The sequence below is a fragment of the Streptomyces sp. NPDC002671 genome (assembly GCF_053592475.1).
On sequence record NZ_JBSFVU010000056.1, the window covers coordinates 19,586 to 27,261 of the forward strand.

At 67.8% G+C, this 7,676-nt stretch carries 6 protein-coding genes; all 6 read left to right on the plus strand.

From position 1 onward, the window contains the following. Positions 1–197: 197 nt before the first annotated feature. Entirely contained in the window at positions 198–1,070 is an 873-nt protein-coding gene (locus ACWD35_RS40845) for a hypothetical protein (protein ID WP_451356418.1), read from the plus strand. A gap of 82 nt (positions 1,071–1,152) precedes the next feature. Next, positions 1,153–2,541, plus strand: coding sequence for a tyrosine-type recombinase/integrase (locus tag ACWD35_RS40850; RefSeq protein WP_451356419.1), 1,389 nt, complete (start codon positions 1,153–1,155; stop codon positions 2,539–2,541). A gap of 86 nt (positions 2,542–2,627) precedes the next feature. Next, positions 2,628–4,436: a hypothetical protein gene (locus ACWD35_RS40855; RefSeq protein ID WP_451356420.1), complete on the plus strand. Its 1,809-nt coding sequence runs from the start codon at positions 2,628–2,630 to the stop codon at positions 4,434–4,436. After that, the gene (locus ACWD35_RS40860; protein ID WP_451356421.1) at positions 4,433–6,523 is read left to right on the plus strand and encodes a hypothetical protein; all 2,091 of its coding nucleotides are present in this window, start codon (positions 4,433–4,435) and stop codon (positions 6,521–6,523) included. The genes ACWD35_RS40855 and ACWD35_RS40860 overlap by 4 nt, the downstream gene beginning before the upstream one ends. Continuing rightward, the gene (locus ACWD35_RS40865) at positions 6,520–6,933 is read left to right on the plus strand and encodes a hypothetical protein (protein ID WP_451356422.1); all 414 of its coding nucleotides are present in this window, start codon (positions 6,520–6,522) and stop codon (positions 6,931–6,933) included. Before ACWD35_RS40860 ends, ACWD35_RS40865 begins: the two co-directional genes overlap by 4 nt. A 157-nt stretch (positions 6,934–7,090) precedes the next feature. Further along, positions 7,091–7,612 carry a hypothetical protein gene (locus ACWD35_RS40870; protein WP_451356423.1) on the plus strand — a complete coding sequence of 174 codons (522 nt, stop codon included), beginning with the start codon at positions 7,091–7,093 and terminating at the stop codon, positions 7,610–7,612. Positions 7,613–7,676 lie beyond the last annotated feature (64 nt).

Here is a 7,676-nt window from a genome sequence, read left to right on the forward strand (position 1 = left end):
CACTTTCGGCGTCGATGCCTTCTTCGACCCGCTCATCGCTTACCTCCGCTCCCGGCTCTCGGCCCGCCCCAGCAGCGGGGAAGTGCTGGGAGTACAGCTCAACTGTTCGGCCGATGGGAGGAGTTGGGTGTGGTGCCGATGTAGTGCCGCCCTACTCGCAGTACGCTTCTGGTCACGCAGGATGATGGGATGGCCTCGTGGACGACCTGATCCGCCACCCGCTCACCCACGCCCGGATCGAGCGCGGATGGTCCCAGCCCGAACTCGCCCGCCGAGTACGGCGGGCCGCCTTGCGGCGTGGGTTTCGGTCCGGTGTGGACCGGCAGCGGGTGTGGGTCTGGGAGAACGACCGGGCCACCCCCGACGACGACTCCCAGATGCTCCTCGCCAACGTGTTCGAGATCGACCAGAGCCTCGTGGCCGCCCTCGGCTGGCCCAACTGGCTGCCCGGCCGCGACAGCTCGATACCTCTCGGGCCCAACAGCACCGTTCCCGCTCTCCGAGAGGCTCTGCGAACCTCCATGGACCGCCGCACGTTTCTGACATACAGCTCCGCCGCCCTGGTCGGCCTGGCCCACCAGTGGTCCTCCACCGAACCGCAGGCCCTGGCCTCCGCCCTGGACGGCAAACCTGTCGACGCCGAACTCGTCGACCTACTGGAAGCCACCGGGAATAAGCTCACCAGCCTGGTCACCGAGCAGCGCCAGCACACCCGCACGCTGCTGGATGCTCATCTGACGACCGTCACGGACCTGATCGAGGCACAGAACTACTCTGAACCGGTCGGTCAGCGCCTGCACGCCTTGGCCGCGCAACTCTCCCAAACCGTGGGCTGGTACCGCTTTGACCAGGGCAAGCACGCTGCGGCAGGCCGCTTCTGGCACGGTGCCCTGCACAGCGCTCACGCTTCCGGCGACCGCGACCGCGACCGCGACCTCGGCGCCGGCATCATGTCCGACCTTGCTTGTGCACGACCGGTCACTGACCTCGTGCCTGTACGGTCCGCGGGTGTTGAGTCGAAATGGCTGGTCCGTCCACTTCACCTCGCGGGACTTACCGCAGCCGCGTGAAGAGCTCTGGTACCTGCAGATTCGTCCTGAGGAATGGGAGTGCTGGCTTGATGACCAGGGCATTCCTGACGGGACGCCGTACTTGCTGTCACCCCGGTACGTCTACGACGTCGACCCGAACTCGTACCTCCATCGGGTGGACTATCTCGAGGGGCCGCTGAACAGCCAGAGGAACCGGGCGAGAGCCCTGGCCGGCTACTTCACGTTCCTGCATCGGGCCCGCTGGGGCAGGGACTGGCGTGATGCCACGGAGGCCGACCACCGGGCCTACCGCCACTGGCGTCGTCAGGACGCGAAAGGGCCTCGCATCGGCGGAGCGACCTGGAGTCAGGACACCTCGCATGTGTTCCAGTTCTACGAGCACGCGAAGCGGGAGAAGTGGGTCGCCGAGATCCCGATCCCCCTGCGGGAGGCCAAGGAGAGGGCGGCCTCGCCAGGCGGCCGGCCCGTCGTCACCGAGAGCAAGAAGGTCCCGGCGTCCTACGCGCACGACGAAGGCGGCGAGACGATCGAATGGCTGCCCGCCGCGGCCTACCGGCGCTGGCGGGACGTGGGGGTGCGGGGATACGACTGCGACGGCCTGCCGAGGGACAACTTCCGGGGCCGGTGGGCCTCACGCAACGCGACGTTCACGGACAAGCTGGTCCGCACCGGGATGCGGCTTGAGGAACAGTCCACCCTGCTCAAGTCCGAGATCCCGCTGGGTGAGGGGCCGCCCGGCTACAGCAGGTTCTGGCTGCCGAAGTCGATCGCGAAGCGGGAGTCCGCCCGGTGGGTCTATGTGCCGGCTTCCTCGCGGCGGGACCTGACGGCCTACGCCCTTGAGGACCGGGCCCTGGTGGTGGAGGAGGCCCAGGCCGCAGGCCGCTACCGGCGGATCCGGCGGCCTTTGGTGATCTCGGATCCGGAGTTTCCGCGCCTTGCCCAGTACACCTCGGGGGCGATGGCCGGGCAGCGGGTGGACGTGCGTCTTCTCGGCCCGCTGGAACGCCGCCGACTGCTGGTGGACACCGATCAGGGGCTCGAGCCCGCGATGTTCTGGCTCGGCGAGGACGGGATGCCTCTGGCCCTGTCGACCTGGAAGGACATGTTCACTGCGGCCAACCAGCGCTGCGAGGAGGCAGGGCTGGAGGAGAGGGCACACGCCCACCTCTGCAGGCACACCTTCGCCGTGATCACGCTGGAACAGCTCCAACGCGGCCACCTCGCGGCGCTCGGCGAGATGAACCCGGCCCAGCGCCAGCACTACCAGAGGATCTTCGGAGACCCGGTGGACTGGATCCGCCGCCGGCTCGGTCACGCCTCGCAACTGTCGACCTTGATTTATCTGCATGCGCTGCAGGAACTGGAGATGGAGACTCGCATGGCCCTTGTCCCAGACACCTGGGAGGACCCGCGGGACACCCCGGTCGTCGAGCTCGGCGACGAGACGCCGCCCGTCGACCTGCCCGAAGGGGTGGTGACACGGTGAGCCGCCGCCAGGGCCGGGGCAGCACCGGACCAGGCCGCCCGGCCGCGACACCTTCCGGAGCTTACGAGGCCCCACCGCTGGTCAGGATGGACGCGGCGGACTCCCTGGCCGTCGACTTCCACGGCGAGGACGGCCGCAGCCGCACCTTCGACTTCAGCTCGCTGCCGATGCCGGGCTGGCGTCTGTTCCTGGCCCGGTCGGTCGCCCTGCGGACCGGCTACAGCGGCGGCGCCAGGACCCTGGAAAGCTCGCGGCACGCCTGGAACGCGGCCCAGAACTGGGCCGAGTTCCTCCCGTCCCTCGACCCGCCGCCCGAGAGTTCGCAGCAGCTGACCCGCGCACACGTCGATGCCTACCGGGGTCGCACGGACATCGCCCCGCGGACGAAGTACTCGATGCTGCTGGAACTGCGGACGCAGTTCACCGACCCACAGCTGAAGGACGATCTCCCGGCCGAGGCCCTGGATGCCTTCAACCGACGCCTGCAGAAACCACCGACGCAGTCGGTGGGGGGCTACTCGAGCGGGGAGCTGGACCGGCTGACGGCCGCGGCAAGGGCGGACACCGCCCGGATCGCCCGGCGTCTGCGGGCCAGTGAGGACCTGCTGCGACGCTATCGCGAGGACCCTGGTCAGCTTGGCGAGGACGATCTTCGGCGGGGCGAGATGCTGGCCTCGATGGCCGACAGCGGTGTCGTCCCCGAGCCCGTCCGGCGCCGTCAGGAACGGCAGGCCCAGAGAGTCGCGTTCGCCTCCGAGCTGTTCCTGACCTGGAAGGATCTGGCGCCTCTGGTGGTCCTCCTGATGATCGTCACGGAGCGGAACGGAGAGTCGATCAAGGAGTTGCCGGTCAAGCACAGGCTTCTGGAAGACCGTGCTGTCGAGCTGTCCGTGGTCAAGCGCCGCCGCGGCGCCAAGCGCTGGTTCGAGACGGTGACCTGGGAGATTGGACCGAAGAACCGTGAACTCCACACGCCCGGCGGCCTCTATCTCCTGCTGCTGGAGCTGACCGCCCGCGGCCGGGCCTTCTGCGGTGCCTCCACCGCGTTCGCGCTCTGGCGCAACAACCACCGCGACGGCAACACGGGCTTCGAGGAGCACTGGGCGCCGTTCGAGAAGAACCTCGGCTACGGATCCGCGATGAAGATGTCCGCTTGGGCCGCGGAGCGGCCCAAGCCGGTGTTGGCGGACCTGCCGCCGAAGAAGAAGGGCAAGCAGCCGCCGGCACCGCCGCTGCGGGTCACCTTCAACCAGATCAAGACCAGCGTGGATGCCCGCCGCACCCGGCAGTTGGGCGGCCACCTGCCGTCCTCCGCGAAGAGCAACACCGCTCAGGTCCTCTACGCCAATTACCTCAAGGCGGACGAACCGACCCGGGAGTGGGCCGCAGAGGTGGTCTCCGAAGCACTCGTGGACGCCGAACGCGCCGCCGCCGACGCCCACAAGCGAGCCGCCGAACGCCGGGGCGGTGGCCCGAAGGTCCTGCCCGAGGCCGGCACCGCGCACGACCTGGAGGAGGCCGGCATAGCCCCGGACATCGCCCGCAAACTGGCGGACGGCGAACTGGACACGGCCTGGACCGCCTGCGAGGACCATGACCACAACCCGGAGACCCAGGCGCCTTGCGGCGACTCATTCCTCGACTGCTTCCACTGCGGGAACTGCCTGGTCACCCGCACTCACCTGCCCAGGCTCCTCAGTCTCCTCGACAGCCTTGGCGCCCTGCGGCAGCGGATGAGCGAGATCGACTGGTGGAACCGCTACGGCCCGGCCTGGGTCGCGATCCGGCGGGACATCCTCACCAAGTTCTCGCCGGCCGAGGTCGCCAAGGAACGCAAGAACCTCCTGCCCGACGCCCTCCTCGACCTCGTCGAAGCCCCCTGGGAACAGCCATGAGCCTTGCCACGTTCGTCGGATTCCCACCCGGCGACCTCGCCCTGGAGAACATCCACGTCCTGCACGGCCGCCAGCTGCGGCCCGGGTTCCGGCTGGAGGACACCTCCCGCTACGGCGACGACATCTGGCGACTCTGGCCTGCACAGCTCAAAGCGCACGACGCCGCACTCATCCTGAACTTCCCGAGCCTTCCGCGGCGGTTCCGGTCGGCGGCGAAGAAGCTCTTCTACCACCTGCTGTCCGTCGACCCGCCGGACGGCGAGGACTCGCCGGGCATCACCTCCATCAGGATCACCTTCACGCACATGAAAGCTTTCCTGACTTGGCTGGACAAACGCTGGGAACCGCACCGCATCGACCTGTCCAGCCTGACCCCGGACGACCTGACTGCCTACCGCAAGCACCTCAATGTGCTCCATCCCCGGTCTTCCGACCGCCGGACGCTCGCGCGAGGCGTTATCCGGCTCCTCTGGCGCTGGCGGTCCCACCTCGACGAACACGCACTGTCCTTCGACCCGCTCCACCTCCCGGAGTGGGGCGAGTCCAAGGCGCCCCGCCGCAGCGAGAACGCCACCGACCGGCTCCCCGAGGAGACTATGGGGCCGCTGCTGGGCTGGGCCCTTCGGTTCGTCGACGAGTTCGCCCCAGACATCCTGGCCGCCGACGCCCACTGGCGGGCTATCCGCACCGACACCTTCCGCCAGCCGGACGATGTCGCGGACATCGGGCTTCGCATCCGAGCCCTGATGGACGAGCACATCGCCTCGGGGCAACCGCTGCCCGGCTATCGCGGCCGTCCGAACGTCGTCCACCTTGCCCGGACGCTGCAATGCGACCGCACCAGTGTCGACCGTCACGCCGACGTCCTGGCCGCGACCGCCGAGATCGTCGGCATCGGCACGGACAGCTACTTCGGCACCCCGATCACCGGCCGGATCGACGGCGTCCCGTGGGTCGAGGGGATCGCGACCCACCACACGGCGACCCACAGCCTGGCCCGGCTCGGCCGTCACCTGCAGGCCGCTTGCTACATCGTGATCGCATACCTCTCAGGACTTCGCGACTCTGAGGTCAAGCACCTTCGGCGCGGATGCCTGCACATCAAGCGGGACGAGGACAAGACCCCCTACCGCTGGACGGTCACCAGCCTGGCCTTCAAGGGCGAGGACGACGACGCAGGCGTCGAAGCGACCTGGGTCGTCGGCGAGCCCGTCGCCCGGGCCATCGACGTCCTCGAATGTCTCCAGCCACCCGAAACGGACTTCCTCTTCGCCCGCCTCCGTCACGGATCCGACGCCAAGAAGGGCTCGGCCGACGCTCTCACGACCAAGGCGACGGGCACGCAGATCAACAAGTTCATCAGCTACGTCAATCGGCTCTGCGACACCTCCGGCCGGTCCGACAGCATCCCAGCAGCCGGTCGGAGTCGCACCGGGTTCAAGACCAGCGTCTTCCGGCGCACGCTCGCGTGGTTCATCGCCCGACGGCCCGGCGGAGTCGTCGCAGGCGCCCTGCAATATCGGCATCAATCAATTCAAATGTTCGAAGGTTATGCAGGCACCAGTGCCTCCGGCTTCCGGGCCGAGGTCGAGAGCGAACAGGCCCTCGCCCGCGGCGAGACCTACATCGCGATGATCGACGCCCACGAGCACACCGACCTGGCCGGCCCGTCGGCCGAAGAGGTCGCACGGCGACTCAGTGAGTTTGGCGAACGAGCCCAGTTCCAGGGACAGATCGCGCTCGACAAGCATCGCCTGAAGCGGATCATGAAGCGGCATGATCCAGCGATCTATCCTGGCGAATACGTCACCTGCGTCCGCGACCCCGCCAAGGCACTCTGCGAAAAGGCGAAGCGCGGCGGAAGTGAAGGGCTACCCGACCACGGCGGCTGCAAGCCCCTGGCCTGCAGAAATGTTGCCCTCACCCCGGAGAACGTCGCTGTCTGGACCCGGGAACTGGCTCGCCTGGAGAAGAGGATGGCTGCCCGGCCGGCCATGCCTCCCCTCCGGCAGCACCGCCTCCAGCAGCGTCACGCTGAGATCACCGAGTTCCTGGCCACCAACACGCGCACGGAGTCCCTCGCATGACCGCCCGCGTCTCTGACCTGCCCGAAGCCCTGGTCCGCAAGCGGATGGCGGAGATGATCGAGACCTGCCGACAGACCAACACCAAACCCAGCGTCCTGAAGCTGGCTCATCAACTCGGCCTGAGCAACACCACGTTCCGCCGCCGCTTCCCCGACATCGTCCAAGAGCTCGGCACCCTCCGGTCCACCCCTGCCGATCCCGCCGACGGGCCCACCGCTCACGACAGGCTCGTCGCCCGGAACGCGAAACTCCGCCGCCGAAACCAGGAGCTGACCTCAGACCTTGCTCTCGCAGTCGCTCAGCTCCAGCAGCTGGCACTGACCAATGAACGGCTCCGCGAGGCCCTCGAGGCGCAGATGAAGGTCTCGCACATCGACGATCGGCGCTGGCCGAGCGGGCATCGGCACTGAGATGTGGTTCGGCCCCAGAATCTGCCATCGCTCATCGCGGTTGTCTCGCCGCACCATCCTGGGGCCCTCACCACTTATGGCCAGCGCCAGGGGCGACCGATGGGCCCTCCTGGCATCATCGCCGTGACTCTGTGACGGCGATGAGACGGAGATGCTAGTGGGAGACAGATGGCGGCTGCTGCTGGGCGAGCGGCAGATTCTGTCGGGCAAGAACGAGTTTCCGTCCCGGCTCATGACCATCTTCCAAGAAGAAGACAAGCGCATGGACGCCGATTGGGTGCAGGGCATTGACCGGCTGAACAGCGTTCCCGCAGGCCAAGACGTTCCGCCGGAGCTGGAGGCGTTGACGGCTTGGGACGATGACGATGAGTACTCCATCGACCGCTTCGGTTATCGCACCACAGTTGGGACCGTCCTCGCGCGCCTACGGCTTATGGGCTTCACCCCTGAGGCCAGCAGGCAGTCGATGGCGGAGATCCGCAGATCGGGGCTCAAGCGGGACGGGCAACCGGAGGACGTTCTTCTCGTGAGCCCGGCGCGGGGGGTTCGGGGGACGCCTCACCAGATGTCTTGCGAGCAAGTGATCGACGCCGGGCTCGCGGCCCACATCAAGGCGTGTGGTCGCCACGGGTTGGACGCCGAGCATCTTGAAGGTCCCCTCGTAGCGTGGAGTCCGTGATACCAGGGGAAGTTGAGGTTCATGGGGTCCAAGCAACAGAAGTACGACGCGGAGTTCCGTGAGG